This window comes from Wujia sp., from assembly GCF_056872695.1.
On record NZ_DBMFCD010000001.1, the window covers coordinates 535,781 to 557,760 of the forward strand.

The window sequence follows — 21,980 nt, forward strand, 5'->3', positions numbered from 1 at the left end:
CCTTTTTAGTTTACATAAATATATTATTGTTACTCGGTTGCACTTGCATTCTCCGGTTCGGAATACAGATGGTAACGATCGTTGACCGGAACCTCGTTCAAGTTAACACGGGTATCCAGGTAGGCATATAAATCCTGCCCATTTTGATCTTCCGGGTACCTGGCAATATAGGAAGTGGCACGTGAAAAAGCTTCCGTATAGTTTTGCAGCTCTTTATAGCACATAATCTGTGCATACAGAATCTCCTGCAGGTAGTCACTTTCTCCGGCGGATTCACCCTGTGTCAGATAGGTCAACGCCTGGTTATAGTCTTTGGTATCGTAGTAATAGGATGCATATTTATAATTCACATAGGCATCGATTCCTTGATAGTTTGCGTAGATATCCAGGTATTCTTTCATCTTATTGTAGTTTTTTTGATTTTCATAACAGATGGCTGCGTAGATGCTGATATCTTTATGTCCGTTTTCTACAGCTTTTGTAAAAGTTGCAACTGTGGAAACATAGTCTCCTTGTTGATAATTGCCAAGTGCATGGGACAGATCCGTCAGATATGAAAGCTGTTCCTTATCATATCTGGAAACCGGATATTTTTTCTGTATGTTCAGATAGGTAAGCTCTGCATCGGAAAATTGCTGAAGCCGCATCATGCAATCTGCTTCATACATCAGAATATCTACATCTATGGAATCCGAAAACCATTGTTTTTCGGCATAGGCTTCCTTGAATCTGTCCAAAGCCTCCTGATAGTTTCCAGCTTCATAGAGGGAAACGGCTTCCTTGCGGATGCTTTTTTTGTGTGAAAAAATATTCACACAGAAAATTACAAATGCAAGGAGCATGACGCCGAGACAGATCAGATGGAAACGGCGGATGCGCAACTTTCTCTCGCGTCTGCGACGCGCCATCTCCCGTTCGTATGGTCCTTTTTTCATATGTTTATCTGGTTTACTCATATGTTTCTATCTTTCTACTTCTAATTTAAAATATCCAATGGATTTTCGGTTGTTGTTTCACTTGTTGCACCGGTATCTTCCGTTGTCAGACTTCCGTCTTCGGAAGTTGTGACAGCTGTTGGATCAACTGCCGGTGTGGCAGAGGTCGTAGTTGCTGTGGATACGGTACCTCCGTTTACAAGAGTGTAGAACTCTTCCAATGTCAGATTGTTTGTTGTCATAAAGACAGCAGCGTCTCTTCCAACATAACGGAAATGCCAAGGTTCATAGTTATGTCCTGTAATACTTTCCTTGCCTTCCGGATACCGGACAATGAAGCCGAACGAAGAACAATTCTGCATCAGCCACTGGTTCGTCGGAAGCTGGGAAACAACAGCAGCATCTAACTCCGCAACATCATGAGCCGTTACATCGAACGCAAGACCGGTTGCATACTCTCCACTGCCCTCTGTATCTGCACTGATATAACCAGCCTTGATCGTATATTCACTTCCGGCAGCATTACATGCTTCCAGCATTGCAAGCAGGTCATTGTAGATACGTTCATCTACGATATACCCACTGTTCAGGGTATGCTGTTCAAATGTATATCCGGCCGGAATCGGATTCGTATCATTGACAAGCATCAGATAATCCTGGTTATTCTGATAGATATAAGTTGCCTGTTCCCGGAGAACTGCCTGTGGATCCACCTGTTCAGTTGTGGAAGCTTCCGTTGTAGACTCTGTTGTTGTCGTTGTGGCCTCCTTTTTTTTCCCAGATACACCATGGATGAGTAAAATCAACAAAATAATAAAGATTACGACACCGAGTACAGTATAAAAAAGTAAGCTGTAATCTCCGGCTTTCATATGTTTTTTCACTCGTCTGATATGTTTGCGGATAATCCGGTAAAGCTTTTTGAACAGTTTTTTCAGATGCTTATAAACAAACTTCAAAAACATCCCAATGTAGTGAAAGACATATGCAAAAAACAGACCTATGCCCTGAAAAAATACTTTTGCATATTTTTTAATATTTTCCCAAACTTCATTTTTTCCCATAAGTACCCTCCCGTTTTTTATAAGATATCAATGTATTCTCCTGCTAACGCTTTATTCATGCTTCGCACAGCACAGAATTTTCCACACATGGAACATGTATCTTCATGCTCCGGACTTCTGTCTGCACGGATGGCTTTGGCTGTTTCGGGATCCAATGCACACTCCCATTGTTTATCCCAGTCTAATACCCGGCGGGCATCCGCCATTTTATCATCGATATCACGTGCACCACGTACACCTTTAGCGATATCAGCTGCATGGGCGGCAATCTTTGATGCAATGATTCCCTGCTTGACATCATCGACATTTGGCAATGCCAGATGTTCTGCAGGTGTTACATAGCATAAGAAAGCGGCACCGGCCTGTGCGGCGATCGCACCACCGATAGCTGCGGTAATATGATCATATCCCGGTGCAATATCGGTTACCAGAGGACCAAGTACATAAAATGGAGCTCCCATACAGATCGTCTGCTGAACCTTCATATTGGCCGCAATCTGATCCATCGGTACATGCCCCGGTCCCTCCACCATGACCTGTACATTTTTCTCCCAGGCACGCTTGGTAAGTTCTCCGAGCCGGACTAATTCTTCAATCTGGCAGACATCCGTTGCATCCGCCAGACAGCCCGGACGACAGGCATCTCCAAGGGAGACAGTTACATCGTATTCGGCACAGATATCTAAAATCTCGTCATAATATTCGTAAAAAGGATTTTCCTCTCCGGTCATCGTCATCCATGCAAAGACAAGGGAGCCGCCACGGGAAACAATGTTCATCTTCCGTTTGTGTTTTTTGATCTGGTCGATCGTCTTTCTTGTGATACCACAGTGCAGTGTTACGAAATCCACTCCATTTTCTGCGTGCAGGCGCACCACATCGATAAAATCCTTTGCGGTAAGTGTTGCAAGATCACGTTGATAATGAATGACCGAATCATAGATTGGAACCGTACCAACCATAACCGGGCATTCTGCGATCAGCTTTTTACGGAACGGCTCTGTATTTCCGTGGGAGGACAGATCCATGATGGCATGTGCGCCAAGATTGACTGCTTCCATTACTTTTTTCATCTCAATATCGTAATCCTTGCAATCTCTGGAGATGCCGAGATTGACATTGATCTTCGTCTGAAGCATGGAACCGATACCTTCCGGATCCAGACAGGTATGTAATTTGTTCGCCGGAATGACAACCTTTCCTTCTGCCACGAGTGGGAGTAATTCATCCTCACGCATATGCTCCTTTGCTGCAACCCTGGTTAGCTCCGGTGTGATAATGCCCTTTCTGGCAGCATCCATCTGTGTTGTATATTCTCTCATTGAAACCTCCTGTTATGTCAAGCTATAGCTATTCTGGTCATAATTAATCAAAGTATAACATAGATTTTCGATAAATACAAACAACTGCACCCATAAATTCATCATTTACAGGTACAGTTATGCCCTATTTGATATCATATAGTTCACGCAGCTCGTTTGCGGCAGCTTTCATTGCAGAAGAAAGCTCTCTGGAGGAAATGATCTGACAGCCGGCACCACGTGTGATTGTCTGGATCAGTCCGTCCGAAGTGGCAACGATCATCTGATATTTTTCTTCATTTTCGTGCGTATATGCTTCGATAAACTGATCAGCAGTCTGGTTTTCCTTTGTATGTACGATCTCAATATCTTCCTGCACAGCCGTACTGCCGTGGTTCCCCTTTACTTTATAACCGTCAAAGACAATCAGTGTTTTTATACCGGTAATGCCTTGATAGTTTGATAACAGAGAAATAAGCTTATCTTTTGCGGCATCCAGATTTGTTTTTGAAAGTGCTGTCAGTTCTTCCCAAGCAAAGATCACATTGTAGCCATCTACGATCAGACGTTTCTCTTTTGGTGTGACGATTGCCTTCGATGTTTTTGCAGTGTAAGTCTCCGTGTGCCGGACAATTTTCTTTTTATAGACCTGCTTTTTGGCATTCTGGTTTGCCGTCTGACCGGACAAAATTGCATCAATCTCATCTAATCCAATCGAATAATCAAAGCTTTCCCGGCTGTGGACGGTATATTCTGCCTGCGTCTGTTCAGAGTCCGAAGCATCATTGACATGCATATAGGCCTTTACCTGATCCCAAGGGACGAGAAAGCCGGAACCATGTGCACAGAACACAGACGAGGTTGGGTTATGCAGATCTGCTTCCGGATCATATGGATGGGACTGTATGACTTCTTCTTCATTGTGGCATGGCATGTAGCCACGGAAGCTCACATGGAATTCCCCCTGTCCTTTCGTAAATGCACGTACATGAAGCTGATAATCACGCAGAGTAGCGACCGGGCCATGTCCCCGGATGACCGTGTGATTTCCCATCTGTTCCGGTGCATCCATAACTGCATATAACGTCTGTAAATCAGTCATGGCACGTCCGATCATATCACTGGGAATCTCAAGTACAAAATCATATTCCGGTTCAAGGATGATGGTACCGGATTCCATTAATCCCTGTCGGACAGCGCGATAGGTTGCCTGACGAAAATCTCCACCCTCGGTGTGTTTTGTATGTGCCCGTCCGTTTATCACGGTAAAATGTACATCGGTTAATGGTGCACCAATCTTTGTTCCGCGGTGCGTTCGTTCCAGTAAATGAGTATAGATCAGGCGCTGCCAGTTTTTTGCGAGGACATCTTCGCTGCAGTCAAGAGATGCATCGACACCACTTCCCTGTTCCGCAGGTTCGATACGGACATGTACCTCGGCGTAGTGACGCAATGGTTCAAAATGACCGACACCGATGACAGGCTGTGCAATGGTTTCTTTGTATAAAATTTCACCGCTGTCAAAGGTTGGTACAACGCCACAGCGTTTTTTGATCAACTGTGTCAGAATCTCAATCTGAACCGGTCCCATCAGCATGATCTGAATTGTTTCCGTCTGTTCATCCCAGGAAAGATGCAGTTCCGGCAGTTCCTCGTCCAGATCTTTTATTTTAGTGTACATCAGACGTGTGTTGACAGCTTCATCAAAGGTGATTGTATAGGAAATCACCGGTTCGATGCATTGCATCGGATTATCTGTATAATCTCCGATGCCATCTCCTGCCTGTACGGATTCCAATCCGGTAACACTGCATATCATACCTGCGGAGACAGTTGGGACAGTCTGATAGGCTTCCCCACTGTAAATCCGGATCTGTGTAACTTTTTCGTCTCCAATCGCATCCCGGACAGATAAGGTTCCCTGCATCACCTTGATATGGGCAAGCCGGTTTCCTTTTTCGTCGCGTGTAATCTTATAGACGCGGGCTCCAAACGGCTTAGCTGCTTTTGCCTGATACGCATCGAGCGTATAAGAATCGAATCCCTGCAGCAATGCGTCTACACCGATTCCTTTTAATGCACTTCCAAAGAAACACGGGAATACCTGACGTGAATGGATCATCGACTGCACGATGGAATCCGGTAAATTTTCCTGTTCCATATATTGATTTAGGATTGCTTCTTCTCCGGAGGCAATCGCAAGATTTTCGTACATATCTTCCGCGCGGGATACTTTTTCATTGTGGTAATCAGAGAATGCGACAATGCGGTCGGATAATGTCTGCAGCTTAGACAAAAGCTTTGACTGCACAGTATCCGGCTGGTCCATTTTATTTACAAAGAGAAATACCGGAATCTGATATTCCTTCAACAGCCGCCAGACTGTTTTGGTATGTGCCTGTATTCCATCCGAGGCGCTGATTACAAGGATGGCATAGTCGAGTACCTGTAATGTCCGTTCCATTTCAGCTGTAAAATCAACGTGTCCCGGTGTGTCTAATAAGGTGATACGTGTATCAGAAGTTAAAAGCTCTGCCTGCTTGGAAAAAATCGTAATTCCACGCTGCCGTTCCATTTCATCATGATCGAGCAATGTGTCGCCGTTATCGACACGCCCTGCGTGTTTTCGGGCTCCTGTTTCATAGAGAAGCTCCTCGGAAAGCGTTGTCTTTCCAGCATCCACGTGAGCCAAAATACCAATGGTAATATGTTTCTTTTCTGCGGTTGTTTCCGTCATCGAAACGCCCTCTCTTTTCTTTTGATATCATGAAATTTATCATAGCACAGATTTTTATAAACGTCGATATCTGAATCAGGAAGAAACGATACCAAACATAAGCCCTAGATTGTGCTTTCCGGAACACTCGCATTGGCGCAGAGTCTGCCCCACCCTTCCGAAAAGTTCGGAACCTGATTTCTGCCGGGTAAAGGATTTGCGGCGGCAGTCAGATATGCTTTGAGCCGTTCCCCGTATAGAAAAGGATCGTTCCCATCTGTGATCCCCCATTGCATCAGATTGGCTGCTGCTGCAGAGACAAATGGTGTTGCAAAGGAAGTACCGCTTCGCAAGGTGTAGCCACCACCTGCATTTGCAACAAGGATATCGACACCGGGGGCAATGACATCCGGTTTTTGCACATTGCCACCACCTTTTCCGGAAAATGGCGCAAGACTCAGTTGCATCTGGTTATAGGCACCGACACTGATCACGCTTGACAGGGAAGAAGGAACTGTTAAAGAAAGTTCAGAAGTCGGAATTTCAAATTCTACAACTGCCGGTGTGGAGGCGGCAACCGGAAGCCAGGCATGAATCTGATAGGACTGATTCTGATAGGGAATGATTGTAAGATCCCAATATCCGTAAGGGATTGGATTCCCCTGAAATTGAATAAATATTTCACGATTCACATTGTATGGTGAAGGAAGTCCGATCTGTACCGATATTTTTGATGTGTTGGATAATTCCTGATAAAAATACCCCTGTCTGTCAGAATCATAATATGCGGAGGTGTTTCCGGAAGGGGAATTAAATCGAAACAGAAACCGGAAGCCCCATGCAAACCAGAGCTGTAAATTAAAGATCTGCAAGCTCTCTCCGACTAAAAAGCCGATATGCTGCAGCATATTTCCTTCTATGTAGCGGTGGCGCCCGGTATTCCCCTCATTTCCTGTTCCGGTTACGATTGTGATTTTACCGTTGGCACGTAATGTTTCCAGATAAAGTTCCACGATTGCATTTCCCTGATGATCGCCATAATTATTGCCGTAACTTAAATTTAATACCAGAGGCAATGTCTGCTGCATGGCGTAACGCACAACATAATCCACCGCACATAAAAATGCAGCTGTATTCGGAAGGGTTGCAACACCAATTATATCTGCATCCGGACTGAGTGCGGCAACAATGCTTGCAACTGCGGTGCCATGTCCGCTTGTATCCAGGGGGAAGGAAGAAATATTGCGCTGCATGACTGTACCAAGCTGTGCCTCGGAGTATTGGGTGCCAAAACCATATGGCTCCGGGGAATTGCCGGATTGTGCCTGATTCCAGTATGAACGAATCCGATATGTTCCATCTTCGCGAAGAAATGCCGGATGGGAAAGGTCAATACCGGAATCGATAATACCGACAAGCACGCCGTTTCCACGCAGAAGTTGTTCTGTTTTATCATACATTGGAAAACATGCAGAGATCCGGCTATTTACAGAGACCGCCTGTTCGTATTCCATCTGGTGTGTGATATCAATATAAAGAATCTGCGGCTGTGCGGCCATCTGCAGGATGGCTTCCTTTGCTGCGGTTCCAACTGCAAACCCATTTAAAAGTGGAATCATCGAAATGGCAGTTTGACTCTGAATGTCAGGGAAACTGCCGAGATACCGGAGAATAATTGTATATTGTCTGTCGGATATTGCGGTTTGTGATCCATCGTTTTCCTGACTCAGAACGAGTGAAAGGCCGGTACTGATCTTATCCTTTGAACTGACAACACTATCCATAATTCTCTCCTATTCTCTATTTTATTTATAATTATGTGAAATACAGTCGAACGGGAATGTCGAATATACTTGGAATTTTACGAAATCAAAATACGAAATGCGACATAGTTTTCAGAAGTAATTCTATATAATACACACGAACAAGTAAAGGAGGTGAATATGACATACATTGTTTATGCCGATGTATTGTTCGTGTATCATGTGCTGATCCAGTTAGCACTCCTTTTTATGATACAGACAATTCTTGGGCATACCATAAGAATCTTTCGCACGCTGAGCTGGTCGATTCTTATGGCAGCTTTATCAACAGGTATTTTTTTGATAACGATATCAAGATGTACTCTCTATTACATAATATATGCCACAAGCTACTTTTTTATGACATATTTTTTTACAAAATCCTGCAGACTTCATACATCCATGTTAGTAACAGGAGTGGTTGTGCTTGCCTGCTGTATCTGGTTTGCCGGGATGATGCAGATTTTTTATATACGGAATGAGTATGCCCTGCACAATCCATGGTTTTATATGTGCTGTACCTTTTCTGTTCTGACCTGTCGTATCGGGCGGATGATTTATGACCGGAAACAGCAAAGAAAACATACATATCAGGTAGCACTGATCCTTCCTGGTGCTAAAATATGTGCGCACGCATTTGTGGATACCGGAAACCGGTTACAAAATCCATATACCGGAAAACCTGCAATTATTATAAATTATCGTTTGTTGAAAAATTATCTGCCAGAACAAAGCTATGAAAACCTGGAACAGTATCATAGAACCGGAAAATTTCCGTATTTGCAGATAAACGGAACCGGAAATCTTCATTTTTTCCCGATTCCTTATCACACAATTGGAAGCCGGTTTTCCATGATGCCGGCAATCATGGTTCCTGAACTTTTGTATGAAAAGGAACAGACACGTTTTTTTTCTGTGACAGCAGGAATCAGCCGGGACGTGTTTTTGGGAAATCAGTATGAAGTATTACTACATGAAAAATTACAACCTATGAAGGAGGAACCAGCATGATTAGCATCGTCAGCAACAATATGATTCGCTTTAATATCAAAAGTATTGCGAATTATCTTTTATTTCCAAAAAATGAAGTTCATTATATCGGAGGCGCAGAGATCCTTCCGGCACCACTCTCGACAGAGGAGGAAACCTTGCTTTTAACACATCTGGATGATGATGTTCTGGAGGCGAGGCAGACGTTGATTGAGCACAACCTGCGCCTGGTTGTTTATATTGCCAAGAAATTTGACAATACCGGTGTTGGCGTGGAGGATTTGATTTCGATTGGCACGATTGGACTGATCAAAGCCATCAATACCTTCAAATCCGACAAAAATATTAAATTAGCCACCTATGCCAGCCGATGCATTGAAAATGAAATTTTGATGCACCTGCGACGGAATTCACGTATCAAAACAGAGGTATCCATTGATGAACCGTTGAATGTCGACTGGGATGGAAATGAACTGCTGCTATCGGATATTCTTGGAACGGAGGAAGATCTGGTCTATAAGGATATTGAAGATGAGGTGGATCTGAATCTACTGGAGCAGGCAATGGATATCCTGAGTGATCGGGAGCGCACGATTATTGAGCTTCGTTATGGAATCGGTCATGATGATGAGGAAATGACACAAAAGGAAGTTGCGGATTTACTTGGAATCTCGCAGTCTTACATTTCAAGATTGGAGAAAAAAATCATCCGGCGGTTACGAAAAGAAATGATCCGGCTTGGATGAGATTTAGAACTTTGCACATTTTGTGCACACCAATAATGATTCTAATTACAAAAAATGCGGGAATCCTTAAGTTATAAGGACTCTCGCATTTTCATTCAATGCCGGTGGCGGGACTTGAACCCGCACGATGTTGTCATCAACAGATTTTGAGTCTGCCTCGTCTGCCAATTCCGACACACCGGCGGAACAGTTGATAATATATCACATTATACGTCTAATGTCAATTGATTTTTTTCGCAACCACAACAAATCTTCCGTTGTCTGTATGATAGGCGCAGGTTGATAATGTAAGCAGCGAATCTCCGTAAGACGCCCTAGTTTCAACCGAATATCCGGTTAATGCTTTGCATCCGGAAACATACTGGTTAAACGCGGTTTTATCTTCCGCATTGAAAAACTGGTAATAACGGAAGCCCTCTTCCCCTTCTGCTAATATGTGGGTGCGGAAAGCTGCAATTACCTCATACGTTCCATTCCCATATATGGTATCGAACTGAATATATTTGTGATTTTTATAAAATGCTTCATCCTCATATTTCAGCAGGTCGTGAAACATTTTCCCGGTTTTCATATTGTGTCCGTATATTATTATATTGTCCGAAGGTTTTTGTACATTACTGTCCAGATCGACAAACAGCGTGCCGGCATTGCTGTACGCTCCATAGAAATCCCGATGGATATAATATTCTTCATCCTCCGGAGTCTGCATAACCGGATAATCAATGTTCGTATCCTCTATGGATAACCAGCCGATAAAATCCTGATTTTTACGATACAGGGAAGCAAAGGATTTCTGGACATGGGTTCCGTTGATATCTACGAATTCCAATCCGGGTTCTGCATCACCGGCGGTTGCCACGTAGACAACCTCCTCTTCTCCGACCGGAGTATCAATCATTGCTTCCAGCTCCTGAAACTGATCTTCGCTTTTCTTGCTCTGTAGAAAATAATACGCAAGATACCCTGCAGAACCAAGAAAAATACAGATCAATACGGCCAGACATAAATTATATAAGATACGTTTTCTCTTCTTCATAATTCATTAAAAATATTTTTTGCTTCCCCACAGATTATTCTGCTTCAAAGCGGTATATTCCTCATAAGCCTGATCTAATATCTGTTTTTCGTTTGGAAATTTTAATAAGTGATAGGCTTCGTGATACTTATAGTACCCGGAATCCATAAAATATTCTTCCCTCTGTGGCTTGCTGTAATAGCTGTCCGCCATCATCAGATACCAGTGTACATCCTTGTTTACGACATCATAAGAGGTGTTAAACGTATAGTTGCTTTTTCCAACGTATTTGATAATCTGTGCGCTCACGCCGGTTTCTTCTTTGACTTCCCGAAGTGCAGTTTCGTTGTGCTGCTCGCCCTCTTCAACGGTTCCTTTCGGAAGAACCCAGCCTTCGTATTTATTCCTGTAATTCTTATATAACAACAGGATTTTTCCTCGAAAGATTACCACACCACCACAGCTTGTTGCTTCTATCATTGCAATTCCTCCTGCTTATTCCATTGGTGTGTCCCAAAATTGAATTTATTATAGCAGATTCTATAGGATGCCGCAAGGCAAACTATTTGCTGTAGTATGCATCAAACACCTGTCTGGCAACCCAGGCACCTGTAACCCCGGTCACATTAGACTGTTCTGTGATTGCACAGACGACAATATCCGGATCATCCGGGTTGGAGAATCCGACAAACCAGGAGTTGCAGTTTCCTTCGTTATCAAATTCTGCTGTACCTGTCTTACCGGTTACCTGATAAGAAAGTCCGGAAAAATAACCGGATCCGGTTCCATATTCGCAGACACCTTTCATGTAATCGGTCAGAACATTGGCTTCGTCTGCTGTCATCAGAGTACCGGCTTCCTTTGGGTGAAAGGTTTTGATTTTTGCACCGTCATCATTTTCAATCGAATCAATTGTATATGGCTTCATCAACACACCGTCATTTGCAATTGCAGACATGATCATGGCGTTATGCAACGGTGTAATCTTTGTGTCTCCCTGTCCGATTACAGTCTGCGGGATTGCGTCATCCGGCGAATCTGCGGAAATCTTAAACTGGGAAGAATTATATACACCATCATATGGCAGATTCTTGTTAAACAACAGTTCCTCAGCGGTGGAACGGTAAGATCCTTTGTCCAAAGTTTCACCAATTGTTGCAAAGCTGACATTGCAGGAATATGCAAGGGCATCGGCTAAAGACAAATCTCCGTGGGCTTTATTGTTGCTGCACCGGATTCCAACTCCGGAGAAGATGGAATCTCCGTCGCAATGAAACTGATAGCTTCCATAGGTAGACGGATTTTCACGAATAAATTCCAGTAAGGATACAACCTTAAAGGTAGAACCGGGAGCATAGAGTCCCTGTGTGGCACGATTCAAAAGAATCGTACTTTCAGATCCTTCCTCTGTCTGCAGATAACTCCAGACATTTTCGATATCGTTTGGATCATAATCCGGCTTTGAAACCATACAGAGGATTTTACCGGTGGATGGTTCAATCGCTACAACTGCTCCCTTACAGCTGCCAAGCGCATTGTAGGCAGCCGCCTGCAAATCATAGTCGACAGTTGTAATGACATTATCCCCGCGGTTTTTTACTTCTTTGAGTTCCCGGTAAACCCGTTCAAATATATTGATATGGGAACGAAGCATATAAAAATTACCTGCAAGCTCCAATCCGGCTTTGCCGTACTCATCGTATCCGACCAGATGTGAAAACATGTTGCTGTATGGGTACGAACGGTTGGTATTCCCGGCTTCGTCCGTCTCACTTGTTGCAATCACAACTCCATCGCTTGTAATGATGTCGCCTCGTTCGACAGTACGTGCAAAAGAATCCTGTCGTACATTTCTGGAGTTTGCAATTACGGTTTCCGCCTTAAACTGCATGAAATAAATGACATAGGCAATCATGCCGACAAACAATGTTACCATCATATAGGTGATAACAATGATTGGCCGGTTCTTGATCTTGTTCTTTTTAATTCGCTGTTTTTCCTTCGCGATCAACTCTTCTTCCGGTGTTAACGGCTGATTCCTGTTCGCGGAGTTTCTGTCTTGCTTTTTCTTTTTCTCGCTCATATTTCACTGCCTCACTACTACTTATTACATATACCCCCTGTGCAACTGCAAATATGATCAGGGTACTTAATACAGAACTGACACCATAGCTTACAAGTGGAAGTGTCACACCAGTAGATGGTATGAACTTCGTTACTCCTCCAAGGTTTAAGAAGCACTGAACAATATAGATGCTTGAAAAACCAAGTGCCACATATTTGTAAAACGGCTCTTTGCATTTCATTGCCACATTGGCAAAAGATATAAAAATACTTACAATAACTAAAATCATAGCCAGTCCGAATATAACGCCTAACTCCTCGCAGATTGCGGAAAAGATGAAATCGCTTTCACTGACCGGGATACTTCCTGCCGCACCCTGTGTCAAGCCGGAGCCTGCATAGCCACCGGTTCCGATTGCAAAAAGTGACTGGGCAAGCTGATATCCGCCACCGTCAATATCGGCAAATGGATTCTGCCATGCATGAACACGGACCATGACATGCTGGAACAGAGAGTTTTTAAACAGCGCGTATCCAAGCATGACGGCACCCGCGCCAAGTGAGATTCCTCCGACTAAAAATACCGGTCGTGAGGTTGCCACATATACCATCAATACATAGGTTATGTAGAAAATCACAGCTGCTCCCAGATCCTTTTCCAAAACCAGAACGCCCATGAATGCAGCTGAAATAATTGCATTTACAAAAAGCTCCTTAAATGTGCTTGCCTTGACCAGCATAGATGCAACAAAGAATACAAATAAAATCTTAACAAACTCCATAGGCTGTATGGAAAGACTACCAATCTGAATCCAGTTTCTCGAACCGTACTTCTCACTTCCGAGTCCTGGAATGAATACGGTAAGCAGGAAAATCAGGCCAATGACTCCGTATAAAACACCGCAGTCTTTCATTTTTTTCCATTTGAGCATGATATACGGTATAAATGCGGTAATAACAAGTCCGACGGTTGCAAAGATAAACTGCTTCACAGCCAGATTGAAATTCAGACGTGTCAGCATTGTGTAACCAATCAATAGCAGAAATGCCGCGTTGTTTGTCAAAAGACGGGAAGAATCCTTATATATGCTGTGATACAAAACCATATACAGGATAGCAACAAAAATCTGTGCAGCATAAAAAATCAGAATCTTTAACTGCCCCAGCCGCAAATACAGGATCAGATAACATAGAAAATGGATGACAAACACATATCCGATCTGTTTATTCAATTTCTTCCGCTTTTGCTCTTCGTTTTTTGACGAGAGCACAGAAAAGCATTTCACCGTATAAAGTACCATAAAAAGCAGTACAAGGTACTTGGATACTTCACAAATAATATTGATCATTACAATACACCTCGGTATAAATGTCCGCTTGTCTTCTCTCCGATATCCGCAGTGTCTCCGGCAAATGTACGAAGAATCTGTCGTACACGTGTTTCTGGCTCGATTGTAAAATGAACCATATAGCCTTTGGAATGCAGCCTTGAGAATGCAGGCGTTTTATATTTATCTAATATAGAGTATGGCACTTTGTTGTAAATAACATTGTAGCACATCTGACAGTTCGTGCCGGCATAAAACCGGTTTCCCATTTCGTCCGTTACAGCTAATACCGTATCTTCTTTTTTACAGCCATATTGCGTCTTTTGCAGACAGTTTGCCGTAAGCATCACCGGCTGGTATTCATAAAGCGTCAGACATAAAGCTTCATTGGAGATATCGTCAAGTTCTTCAAGCTTTAATTCGCGTGGTGTCAGAAATGTAACCATGCGGTCACCGAAAAACTGTCTGATAAATCCATGTGCCAGACGGTTATAGCAATACAAGCTCGCATCACATAAAATATGGCAATCCTCCGGAAGTGTCTGACTGGTAACGATTGCCAGTGCATCTATATTTCTAATATATATACCACGGATTCCGGATTCTTGCAAATCCAGAGAACTGTTATCGTGGATGATATGTGGTAATTCTACATAAATCCGGATAGAATCCGGAACCATATCCCTGCATTGATCATACATGGAAACCGGTATTGTTATGCCAGTTACGTTGGATGCCATGTGTGGGAGTTCTTCTAATGTAACATATAGTTGTTCCATTGTGGATATGCCCAAGATCAGCGTATCGCCGGCAGCCTCTGATATATCTGTATCCTTCACGGATGTGTACATTTCGTATACAGAATCCCATGGAAGCTCAACCGGTGCAACACGTGCATGCGTTTTTTCGATAATTGTCTCCATCGCAGTAAGCAGGGAACGTCTCAGTTTTTTCAATACGCCGTTTGGTAAAAAGGCATTGGAATCAAAGGTGCATTGAAAGGTCTCTAATGCATATTCTGTATTTCCAAGCTGTGCAAACGGTTTTTTTATTGCGTCTTCGGATGTTTCACCCTGCCGGCTTGGCTCCACCTGCATATCTGTCAAAGTTGCTGTATAAGTTTTGGAGTTTAGCTTTAAGCTTATGGATGCAGAAAGTGGTTCTCCGATTCTTGCAGAGACAGCAATCGTGATTGGAAGCTTTTTATATTGATCGATATAGTCCTCCTGCACATGCTGCAGGATCTTTGGACATTTAGTGCGATATACAAGCTGCTCTTTTTGTAATTGCTTTGTCTTTGGACAATTTAATGTCAGATACTGCCCTGCATTTCCTTCTTTCGAGGAAGTGATTTCTACAATTTCACCGGATTTTGTCGATAATTCCAGCACATCCTGCCGGAAGACAGCTTCTGTAAGCTTAAGGGTGATGGTTCCATTTTCAATGCGTTCCAGTCTGCCAACCGCAACGCCCTGGTTGTTTGGACGCGTTTTCGATATCATATCGGCTCCGTTATGCCGGAAGAAATATCCATCAGAGAATCCGCCACGATTATAAATGTTTGCCAGTTCGAATGTCAAATCCTCCGCCTTTTTCTTATCGAATTTTCCTTGCAGATAATCGTCGGCTATCGTACGGTACGCATGCACAGTGGAAGCAACATAATATGCATTTTTCATACGGCCTTCAATCTTTAATGAATCAATGCCGGCCTCAATCAGCTCCGGAATCAATGATAACGCACACATATCTTTCATGGACAATAAATAGCTGTTATTATAACACTTGCGGCAAGGCTGGGCACAGCGTCCGCGATTTCCGCTTCTGCCACCTGCAAGAGAACTCATCAGGCATTGCCCACTGTAAGAGTAACACATTGCACCATGTACAAATGTCTCAACCTCAATATCCACCTGTTCCTTTATCGTGCGGATTTCTGCCAAAGACATCTCCCGTGCAGTTACCACGCGGGAAGCTCCCTGTGCTTTCATTAAGGCTGCACCGTAAGCAGATGTAATATTCATTTGTGTGCTGCAATGGATTGCAATGTCCGGAAACTGTTTTTTGACATAAGAAAAAACACCGAGATCCTGAATGATCAGGGCGTCTCCGCCAATCTCATAAAATGGTTTGATATAATCGTATAATGCAGGTAATTCCGCCTGCTTTAACAGTGTATTGACAGTTAAATATACTTTCACACCATGTAAGTGTGCATAGGTCACTGCTTTTTGAATCGTATCCTGATCAAAATTTGTCGCATATGCCCTTGCACCAAAAGAATTGCCGCCAATATAGCAGGCATCTGCGCCTGCGTGTACAGCGGCAACTAAAATTTCATACGAACCACAAGGTGCAAGTACTTCAATTTTGGAGGTTTTGTTATTCATTTCGGTTTTTCTCTGCCTCTAACTGAATAATCTTTCTTTGTAATGCATTGATCTGCTCTTTGTATTCTTCAATCATACGAGCAGAGCTTTCGAGTTTGATCTGTGATTCAATCACCTCGTGACGAAGATCATATAACTGCTGTTCCTTGTTGCTGTCTTCGGTCACCATCGAATCTGCCTGATTTTTCGCCTTGAAATAGTCATCGGCAATATTTAAAGCAAGCAAAATTCCCTGATACTCGGTATTCATACGGCGATACTGATCAGATGTTTTGCATTCTGCAATCTTGCCGTTGATATAAGTTGCAACATTCTGAAGATAATCTTCCCCTTCATATCCGCTTAATGTATATACCTTCCCGTTGATGACAACCGGGATATCTACTTTATTTGCCATATTCCTATATCTCCTTTGTTATTCTATCAGATTTTCCAATCCAAAATGCCGGTAACAATGTTCCGTTACAATTCTACCACGCGGCGTGCGATTTATAAAGCCATTTTTTATCAAATATGGTTCATACACCTCTTCTAAGGTTCCGGAATCCTCACCAATCGCTGCAGCCAGCGTATCTAAGCCAACCGGTCCACCGCCGAATTTATGGATCATTGTCTCTAAAATATTCCGGTCTGTGTTATCGAGTCCCATAGAATCGACTTCCAGTCTGTCCAGTGCGGTTTTTGCAACTTCGTAATCAATGGAACCGTCCCCCTCTACCTGTGCAAAATCGCGGACACGTTTTAATAAACGGTTCGCAAGTCGCGGTGTACCTCTTGAGCGTTTGGCGATTTCCAGGGCACCTTCGTCGTCGATATGGACGCCGAATACGGAGGCAGACCGAAGAATAATCTGCATCAGCTCCGTTACGTTGTAGAATTCCAGACGGTTTACGACACCAAAGCGGTCTCGAAGAGGTGCAGTCAGCATCCCCGCCCGTGTAGTGGCTCCAACCAATGTGAATTTGGGAAGATCTAACCGGATCGAACGGGCTCCGGCGCCCTTGCCTATCACGATATCAATCGCAAAATCCTCCATGGCCGGGTACAGAACTTCTTCTACCTGTTTATTCAGACGGTGGATTTCATCGATGAATAAAACGTCATTTTCGGATAAATTATTTAAGATTGCAGCAAGATCTCCCGGTTTATCGATAGCCGGTCCGGATGTAATCTTGAGATTTACCCCCATCTCCGATGCAACAATGGATGCCAGCGTTGTCTTACCGAGTCCCGGAGGACCATAGAGCAAAACATGATCCAGAGGCTCGCCTCTTTTTTTTGCTGCTTCGATAAATACACGCAGGTTCTTTTTGGCTTTTTCCTGTCCGATGTATTCGGACAGATGATTTGGACGTAATCCCTGTTCAATTTTATCATCCTCAGGAATGATATCTGCCTGAATGATTCGTTCCATTTTTTTCTCCATAGTCTATATAATGTGTTTTAATGCTGCTTTTAATAATTGTTCGACGGTCATCGTTTCACTGTCCGGCACTTTCTTGATAGCACGTAAAGCCTCAACATTGGAATAACCGAGACTGCTCAATGCCATTGCCGTTTCTGAAACAACATCCTCTGGAGCGGATGCTGCCGGAGAAACTTCCTCATACTCTCCAAGTACATCTTCCAGATGAAACTTGTCACGCAGTTCAATCACGAGCCGCTGCGCTGTCTTTGGACCGATTCCGTTTGCCTTTGCAATTGCTTTGTGATCGTCTGATAAAACAGCCATCCGGAGCTCATCCACAGACAGACAGGATAAGATGGACAGGGCACTCTTCGGCCCCACACCACTGACATTGATCAGCATACGGAAAACAGATCGTTCCTCTTTCGATAAAAATCCAAACAGGCTCATGTCATCTTCCCGCACATTTAAATGGGTGTAAATAGTTGCCTGTTGGTTTTTCGTAAGTTTTGCGGAAGTCTGAGACGAGGTAAATACGGAAAAACCGATGCCTCCTGTCTCAACGATAATTTCATCGGTTCCGATTTCTGTAACGGTTCCTTTAATATATGCAAGCATGTTCTTCTCCTAACAATGAAAGGAGCTGTCGCAACAATACGACAACTCCCTGTCTTTTCTCTACGCCGATTGTCTGTAAGCTTATAAGAATTCGAAGCCCTCGTCCTCTTCTTCGCCATCTCCGATCATCATGCGATCTGGTTTTCTTGCATCTTCAATTTCACCAACAAAAATCTCGTCATCATCTTCGTTGCTTGTTGCAGCAGTATGTACATCCTCATCTGCTTTCTTAAAGAATTTAGAAGAAGCAGATTCCTTTGCTTTTTCTGGCTCTGCCTTTGGAGCTTCTGCCTTTGGTTTTGCTGTGTTTTCCAGTTTCTCGCTCTGTGCCTTCGCCTTTGCAATAATATCAGCAGCAGTTGCCTCTGCGTTCTTGATAATCTGATCTGCACGCTTCTTTGCCTCTACGCTTTCACCGGCATCGGATGATACATTTTCAGCCTGCTGAAGCTTGTTCTCCAGTTCAAACAACTTCAGTCTTGTATCTTCCATTGCCTTTGTGAGTTTATCAAATTTGTCCTTTGTTTCCTCATAGTCTTTGGAAAGGTCGCTGTACGCTCTGAATACAGTGTCTTTAAAGCTGTCAACTTCTGCGGCTTTGTAACCAAATAAGCCTTTCTTAAAAGATGTTGATCTAATATCGTCTGGTCGTAACATTCTATCTCCTCCGTACATCATACTTTAGCTAAAATTATATCATAATGCCCAAAAAATACAAGCATTTTCTTTACTTCTATGGTATTTATGCTATAATTTAAACCAATTTAGAAAAAGTTGTCGGGAATTATCGGAAAGGAGGTACCTATGGAGAAAATTATAAACGAAGCACACCAGAGTAAATTTCAGACCATAGAACATTTCTATCCTTCGGAAGATTTACTGATTTTTGATATTGAAACGACCGGTTTCACAGCAGAATACACCGTGCTGTATCTGATTGGATGCGCCTATTATGAGCATTCGAAATGGAAAATCTGTCAGTGGTTCAATCAGGACGGCAGATCCGAATCAGACATACTGGAACAATTTCTTTCGTTCGCAAAGAAATATAAATATATCGTTACTTACAATGGGGATGGATTTGATATTCCATATATCACAAAAAAGGCAGCCGCTTACCAGATGGAAAATACGCTTGCAGATAAGGAAAGTATTGACCTTTACAAGCAGATCCGATTTCTGAAGGAATCTCTGCATATGGAAAATATGAAACAGAAAAGCGTGGAACGTTTTTTAGGTATCCATCGACTGGATAAATATTCCGGTGGAGATCTGATCAAAGTATATCAGGATTATATAAAGCTTCCGGTGAAAACAAATAAACAGTTGTTGTTACAGCATAATTACGAAGATCTCGAAGGTCTTCTGGATTGTACAGGTATGCTTGCTTATTGCAGATTAAAAGCCGGATGTCTGCTTGTCCGCAAGATGTCTGTGCGTCAGAACCGTCTGCTTTTTTCTCTGGAGCTTGAATATCCGCTTCCGAAGCGGTTGACAATCGGGATACAGGACATCATTATCACCGGATTCCAGAAAGAAGCAACGATCAATGCTCCGATCTATACAGAGGAATTGAAGTTTTTCTTTGATAATTACAGGGATTACTACTATCTTCCCGCAGAGGATATGGCAGTTCACAAAAGTGTGGCAAACTATGTGGATAAAAACTACCGGGAGCCGGCAAAGAAGGAAACTTGTTATCTGCGCAAAAACGGTTATTTTATTTCGCAATTAGATGATGGTATTCTATCCGGATACAAACGGAACTATAACGACAAAGAATCTTTTATTGAGCTCACAGATTCTTTTTTGCAGGATTTGGATTTGTTGCATGCATATGCACGGCATATAATAAGGCTGGCGCTATCTTAAAGCGTCAGCCCTTTTCTTTTGTATTTTAGAATAAATCATCTTCCATGTTGTCGAGGAATTCCTTGAAGGCTTCTCTCGCACTGCTGATTTCTGAAGGATTCTGCTTATTCAATACATCTTCAAACTGATTGATCTCATGTTCAAGAAGCTTGCGGGTATCTCCGATGGATTCCTCATACATACGATCGGCACGTAGCAGCAATAATTTATTTGCCTCCTGTTCCCGTGGATGAATCTTCAGGGAAGAAAGTTCTTCGAATCTTGCATCAATCTCCTCGTTGGTCAGGTCTGTTTCCTCGTTTTTTATTACAAGACGTTTTTCTGTATTCGTTGAGATTACTTTCACAATTACTTCTAAGATAGAGTTGACATCGTAGGTGTATGTGACATCGACACATTCTTCGCCTGCCGGTGCCGGAGGAACCATTACCTCAATGCTGCCAAGGTAGACGTTATTTGCTGCCAGACGGCTCTCACCCTGCAGGATATCAACCTTGATCCGTGTCTGCCTGTCACTGACTGTATAGAGACGCTCGGTATGGCTGACCGGAATCACAGAATTTCGCTCGATCAAAGGCAGATAATGACCGGCTTCAAATACGCCGCCGGTTCTGCGAGATACAACCTCCGTACCAAGTGTAAATGGACAGACATCCGTTAAAATAATCTCCTTGACTGCCTCGTTCCGCTCTTTCATTGCTGCCTGTGTTGCGGCACCGACAGCAACCACCTCGTCCGGATTGATGCTTGTATTCGGCAGACGTCCGAACAGACGGCTCACGAACCGGCGCACGATGGAGAGCTTTGTCGACCCGCCAACCAGAATCACTTCCTCGATATCCTTAAGCTTGATATTTGCATCCTTCAGGCTTCGCTCGATCGGTTTACGGATACGTCCTAGCAGTACCTGACAGGATTTTTCATAATCATCGATATCAATCTCACTCTCCACGATGTCTCCGTTGATATTACATTTCATAACGGATGTCTTTGCATCTGCAAAGCCAAGCTTGCAAAGCTCCGCCTGCTTGTGGATATGAGCTCGGGTTTTCTGATCGAGGGTATCCTCGTTGATTTCATGTTCCCGGAGAAACATCTGTTCCAGTACAGTCGTAAAATCTTCTCCACCAAGGAAGTTATCTCCGGCTACTGCACGCACTTCCATGATATTTTGATAAAGCTCTAGGATGGACACATCAAAGGTACCACCACCCAGGTCAAACACAAGAAACTTCGTATCCGCGTTTTTCTTATCCAAGCCATAGGCAATCGCTGCAGCAGTCGGCTCACTGACAATACGTTCCACTACAAATCCGGCAAGCTCTCCTGCTTTTTTTGTCGCCTTTCTCTGGGCATCGTTGAAATACGCAGGTACACTGATGACAGCCTCCTCAACCGTGCAGCCAAGATAATGCTCTGCATCTTCCTTCAGTGATTTTAATACAAGGCTGGAAAGCTCTTCCGCAGAGAATTTGCGGGTTCCAAGCATAAATACCTTGGAGCTTCCTATGTTACGCTTAAACACATCCGCCGTCTGATCAGGGTACAGCATCTTACGTTCTTTTGCTGTCTTGCCGACATAGACAATCCCATCCGCATCTACGCTAACAACCGAAGGTGTCAGATTCTCACCCAGGCGGTTGGGGATGACCTTAGCATGGTCGCCATCAAAATATGCAATTAAACTGTTTGTCGTTCCTAAATCAATTCCTACTATCATCTTTAAACCTA

Annotated in this window: 18 protein-coding genes and 1 tRNA gene; 3 read left to right on the forward strand and 16 right to left on the reverse strand. The window is 43.3% G+C overall.

The genetic code is table 11. The features are described from left to right. Window positions 1-29 precede the first annotated feature (29 nt). From ACZQK9_RS02425 to ACZQK9_RS02445, 5 genes are all read right to left on the reverse strand, one after another. Entirely contained in the window at window positions 30-956 is a 927-nt protein-coding gene (locus ACZQK9_RS02425) for a tetratricopeptide repeat protein (protein ID WP_216507126.1), read from the reverse strand. Between the two features lie 20 nt (window positions 957-976). Beyond that, window positions 977-1,999 carry a M15 family metallopeptidase gene (locus ACZQK9_RS02430; RefSeq protein WP_483269491.1) on the reverse strand — a complete coding sequence of 341 codons (1,023 nt, stop codon included), beginning with the start codon at window positions 1,997-1,999 and terminating at the stop codon, window positions 977-979. 17 nt (window positions 2,000-2,016) lie between these two features. Continuing rightward, window positions 2,017-3,321: a phosphomethylpyrimidine synthase ThiC gene (thiC, locus tag ACZQK9_RS02435; protein WP_178017291.1), complete on the reverse strand. Its 1,305-nt coding sequence runs from the start codon at window positions 3,319-3,321 to the stop codon at window positions 2,017-2,019. Between the two features lie 124 nt (window positions 3,322-3,445). Continuing rightward, entirely contained in the window at window positions 3,446-6,037 is a 2,592-nt protein-coding gene (locus ACZQK9_RS02440; protein WP_483269492.1) for an NYN domain-containing protein, read from the reverse strand. Between the two features lie 104 nt (window positions 6,038-6,141). Beyond that, complete coding sequence (locus tag ACZQK9_RS02445; RefSeq protein WP_483269493.1) at window positions 6,142-7,800, reverse strand: S8 family serine peptidase; 1,659 nt, start codon at window positions 7,798-7,800, stop codon at window positions 6,142-6,144. A 159-nt stretch (window positions 7,801-7,959) separates the two neighbouring features. Between ACZQK9_RS02445 and ACZQK9_RS02450 the strand changes: the two genes are divergently transcribed. Together ACZQK9_RS02450 and sigE are read left to right on the forward strand one after the other, a co-directional pair. Then, on the forward strand, window positions 7,960-8,829 hold the full coding sequence (locus ACZQK9_RS02450) for a sigma-E processing peptidase SpoIIGA (protein ID WP_483269494.1): 870 nt from the start codon (window positions 7,960-7,962) through the stop codon (window positions 8,827-8,829). Window positions 8,830-8,849: 20 nt separating this feature from the next. After that, window positions 8,850-9,554, forward strand: a complete 705-nt coding sequence (gene sigE / locus ACZQK9_RS02455; protein WP_483269522.1) for an RNA polymerase sporulation sigma factor SigE — start codon at window positions 8,850-8,852, stop codon at window positions 9,552-9,554. Window positions 9,555-9,653: 99 nt separating this feature from the next. On the opposite strand, the gene ACZQK9_RS02460 is transcribed toward sigE, so the two are convergent. The 10 genes from ACZQK9_RS02460 to ACZQK9_RS02505 form a co-directional block, all read right to left on the reverse strand. Further along, window positions 9,654-9,737, reverse strand: a tRNA-Leu gene (locus ACZQK9_RS02460). A 37-nt stretch (window positions 9,738-9,774) separates the two neighbouring features. Next, window positions 9,775-10,590 carry a class B sortase gene (locus ACZQK9_RS02465; RefSeq protein WP_216507132.1) on the reverse strand — a complete coding sequence of 272 codons (816 nt, stop codon included), beginning with the start codon at window positions 10,588-10,590 and terminating at the stop codon, window positions 9,775-9,777. Window positions 10,591-10,596: 6 nt separating this feature from the next. After that, entirely contained in the window at window positions 10,597-11,049 is a 453-nt protein-coding gene (locus ACZQK9_RS02470) for an NUDIX hydrolase (protein ID WP_021985476.1), read from the reverse strand. Window positions 11,050-11,131: 82 nt separating this feature from the next. Continuing rightward, window positions 11,132-12,652, reverse strand: coding sequence for a penicillin-binding transpeptidase domain-containing protein (locus ACZQK9_RS02475; protein ID WP_483269495.1), 1,521 nt, complete (start codon window positions 12,650-12,652; stop codon window positions 11,132-11,134). Then, complete coding sequence (locus ACZQK9_RS02480; protein WP_178017299.1) at window positions 12,552-13,982, reverse strand: FtsW/RodA/SpoVE family cell cycle protein; 1,431 nt, start codon at window positions 13,980-13,982, stop codon at window positions 12,552-12,554. The genes ACZQK9_RS02475 and ACZQK9_RS02480 overlap by 101 nt, the downstream gene beginning before the upstream one ends. Then, window positions 13,982-16,351, reverse strand: coding sequence for a peptidase U32 family protein (locus ACZQK9_RS02485; RefSeq protein WP_483269496.1), 2,370 nt, complete (start codon window positions 16,349-16,351; stop codon window positions 13,982-13,984). The genes ACZQK9_RS02480 and ACZQK9_RS02485 overlap by 1 nt, the downstream gene beginning before the upstream one ends. Next, window positions 16,344-16,748 carry a cell division protein ZapA gene (locus ACZQK9_RS02490; protein ID WP_021985472.1) on the reverse strand — a complete coding sequence of 135 codons (405 nt, stop codon included), beginning with the start codon at window positions 16,746-16,748 and terminating at the stop codon, window positions 16,344-16,346. The genes ACZQK9_RS02485 and ACZQK9_RS02490 overlap by 8 nt, the downstream gene beginning before the upstream one ends. A gap of 18 nt (window positions 16,749-16,766) precedes the next feature. Further along, window positions 16,767-17,777 (reverse strand): Holliday junction branch migration DNA helicase RuvB, encoded by a 1,011-nt coding sequence (ruvB, locus tag ACZQK9_RS02495; protein ID WP_178017301.1) that lies wholly within the window; start codon window positions 17,775-17,777, stop codon window positions 16,767-16,769. A gap of 3 nt (window positions 17,778-17,780) precedes the next feature. Beyond that, on the reverse strand, window positions 17,781-18,377 hold the full coding sequence (gene ruvA / locus ACZQK9_RS02500; protein ID WP_483269497.1) for a Holliday junction branch migration protein RuvA: 597 nt from the start codon (window positions 18,375-18,377) through the stop codon (window positions 17,781-17,783). Window positions 18,378-18,458: 81 nt separating this feature from the next. After that, a complete protein-coding gene (locus ACZQK9_RS02505; protein WP_483269498.1) occupies window positions 18,459-19,034 on the reverse strand; it encodes a DivIVA domain-containing protein in 576 nt (191 codons plus the stop codon). 147 nt (window positions 19,035-19,181) lie between these two features. Here ACZQK9_RS02505 and ACZQK9_RS02510 point away from each other — a divergent pair, with 147 nt between their 5' ends. Continuing rightward, entirely contained in the window at window positions 19,182-20,249 is a 1,068-nt protein-coding gene (locus tag ACZQK9_RS02510; protein ID WP_483269499.1) for a ribonuclease H-like domain-containing protein, read from the forward strand. 25 nt (window positions 20,250-20,274) lie between these two features. Here ACZQK9_RS02510 and ACZQK9_RS02515 read toward each other — a convergent pair whose 3' ends face one another. After that, window positions 20,275-21,969, reverse strand: coding sequence for an Hsp70 family protein (locus ACZQK9_RS02515; protein ID WP_483269500.1), 1,695 nt, complete (start codon window positions 21,967-21,969; stop codon window positions 20,275-20,277). Window positions 21,970-21,980 lie beyond the last annotated feature (11 nt).

What these genes read in the sequence shown, in the direction of transcription:
- ACZQK9_RS02465 (WP_216507132.1), bottom strand. Translation starts at nt 10,590, where the DNA reads ATGAAGAAGAGAAAACGTATCTTATATAATTTATGTCTGGCCGTATTG.
- ACZQK9_RS02430 (WP_483269491.1), bottom strand. Translation starts at nt 1,999, where the DNA reads ATGGGAAAAAATGAAGTTTGGGAAAATATTAAAAAATATGCAAAAGTA.
- sigE (WP_483269522.1), top strand. Translation starts at nt 8,850, where the DNA reads ATGATTCGCTTTAATATCAAAAGTATTGCGAATTATCTTTTATTTCCA.
- ACZQK9_RS02510 (WP_483269499.1), top strand. Translation starts at nt 19,182, where the DNA reads ATGGAGAAAATTATAAACGAAGCACACCAGAGTAAATTTCAGACCATA.
- ruvA (WP_483269497.1), bottom strand. Translation starts at nt 18,377, where the DNA reads ATGCTTGCATATATTAAAGGAACCGTTACAGAAATCGGAACCGATGAA.
- ACZQK9_RS02485 (WP_483269496.1), bottom strand. Translation starts at nt 16,351, where the DNA reads ATGAATAACAAAACCTCCAAAATTGAAGTACTTGCACCTTGTGGTTCG.
- ACZQK9_RS02490 (WP_021985472.1), bottom strand. Translation starts at nt 16,748, where the DNA reads ATGGCAAATAAAGTAGATATCCCGGTTGTCATCAACGGGAAGGTATAT.
- ACZQK9_RS02480 (WP_178017299.1), bottom strand. Translation starts at nt 13,982, where the DNA reads ATGATCAATATTATTTGTGAAGTATCCAAGTACCTTGTACTGCTTTTT.
- ACZQK9_RS02505 (WP_483269498.1), bottom strand. Translation starts at nt 19,034, where the DNA reads ATGTTACGACCAGACGATATTAGATCAACATCTTTTAAGAAAGGCTTA.
- ACZQK9_RS02470 (WP_021985476.1), bottom strand. Translation starts at nt 11,049, where the DNA reads ATGATAGAAGCAACAAGCTGTGGTGGTGTGGTAATCTTTCGAGGAAAA.
- ACZQK9_RS02515 (WP_483269500.1), bottom strand. Translation starts at nt 21,969, where the DNA reads ATGATAGTAGGAATTGATTTAGGAACGACAAACAGTTTAATTGCATAT.
- ruvB (WP_178017301.1), bottom strand. Translation starts at nt 17,777, where the DNA reads ATGGAGAAAAAAATGGAACGAATCATTCAGGCAGATATCATTCCTGAG.
- ACZQK9_RS02425 (WP_216507126.1), bottom strand. Translation starts at nt 956, where the DNA reads ATGAGTAAACCAGATAAACATATGAAAAAAGGACCATACGAACGGGAG.
- ACZQK9_RS02475 (WP_483269495.1), bottom strand. Translation starts at nt 12,652, where the DNA reads ATGAGCGAGAAAAAGAAAAAGCAAGACAGAAACTCCGCGAACAGGAAT.
- ACZQK9_RS02445 (WP_483269493.1), bottom strand. Translation starts at nt 7,800, where the DNA reads ATGGATAGTGTTGTCAGTTCAAAGGATAAGATCAGTACCGGCCTTTCA.
- ACZQK9_RS02440 (WP_483269492.1), bottom strand. Translation starts at nt 6,037, where the DNA reads ATGACGGAAACAACCGCAGAAAAGAAACATATTACCATTGGTATTTTG.
- thiC (WP_178017291.1), bottom strand. Translation starts at nt 3,321, where the DNA reads ATGAGAGAATATACAACACAGATGGATGCTGCCAGAAAGGGCATTATC.
- ACZQK9_RS02450 (WP_483269494.1), top strand. Translation starts at nt 7,960, where the DNA reads ATGACATACATTGTTTATGCCGATGTATTGTTCGTGTATCATGTGCTG.